Source organism: Methylosinus sp. Ce-a6 (assembly GCF_009811655.1).
GTDB lineage: Bacteria > Pseudomonadota > Alphaproteobacteria > Rhizobiales > Beijerinckiaceae > Methylosinus.
Window position 1 is genome coordinate 1 of the sequence record NZ_BGJX01000091.1, and the last position, 975, is coordinate 975.

The following is a 975-nucleotide window of genomic DNA, read 5'->3' on the forward strand; positions in this document are numbered from 1 at the left end:
TCGCGCTTCAAGCGCTCGAGATCGGCGTCGACCATCTCATGGATCAGCTGCTCGAGCGAGGTCTGCGGAGCCCAGCCCAGCGCCTCGCGCGCCTTGGAGGAGTCGCCGAGCAGAATATCCACCTCCGCCGGGCGGTAGAAGGCCGGATCGATGACCACATGCGCCTCCATGTCGAGGCCCGCATAGGCGAAGGCGATGCGGCACATGTCGCGCACCGTGGTGGTGACGCCGGTCGCCACCACATAATCATCCGCCGTCTCCTGCTGCAGCATCAGCCACATGGCCCGCACATAGTCGCGCGCATGGCCCCAGTCGCGCTTGGCGTCTATGTTGCCGAGGCGAAGCTCCTCGGCGAGGCCGAGCTTGATGCGCGCGACGCCGTCCGTCACCTTGCGGGTGACGAATTCGATGCCGCGCAGCGGGCTCTCGTGATTGAAGAGAATGCCCGAGGAGGCGTGCAGGCCGAAGCTCTCGCGATAATTCACCGTGATCCAGTGCCCGTAGAGCTTGGCGACGGCGTAAGGCGAGCGCGGATAGAAGGGCGTCTTCTCGCTCTGCATCGGCTCCTGGATGAGGCCGTACATTTCGGAGGAGGAGGCCTGATAGAAGCGCGCGCCGGGCGCGCCCAGCCGCATCGCCTCGAGCATGTTGGCGACGGCGACGGCGGTGATATTGGCGGTGAGAATGGGCTGCCGCCAGGAGGAGGCGACGAAGGACTGCGCCGCGAGATTGTAGATCTCGTCGGGCTTCACCTCCTGCACGATGCGCAACAGGCTGGAGAGATCGCCGAGATCGCCGTCGAGCAGTCGCACATCGCCGGCGACGCCGAGCCAGCGCAGCCGATGGTCCTCGACGCCGCGATGCGAGGAGCGGCGGATGACGCCATAGACCTCATAGCCCTCGCCGAGCAGAAGCTGTGCGAGATAGGCCCCGTCCTGCCCGGTGACGCCCGTCAACAATGCGCGTTTCGTCATA

General features: G+C 65.7%; 1 protein-coding gene. It reads right to left on the minus strand.

Annotated features, from left to right (window positions below):
* Positions 1-974 (minus strand): GDP-mannose 4,6-dehydratase (gmd, locus tag Mspo_RS19445; protein WP_159732949.1); only part of this gene is annotated, 974 nt, incomplete at its 3' end.
* Between the last annotated feature and the right edge of the window lies 1 nt (position 975).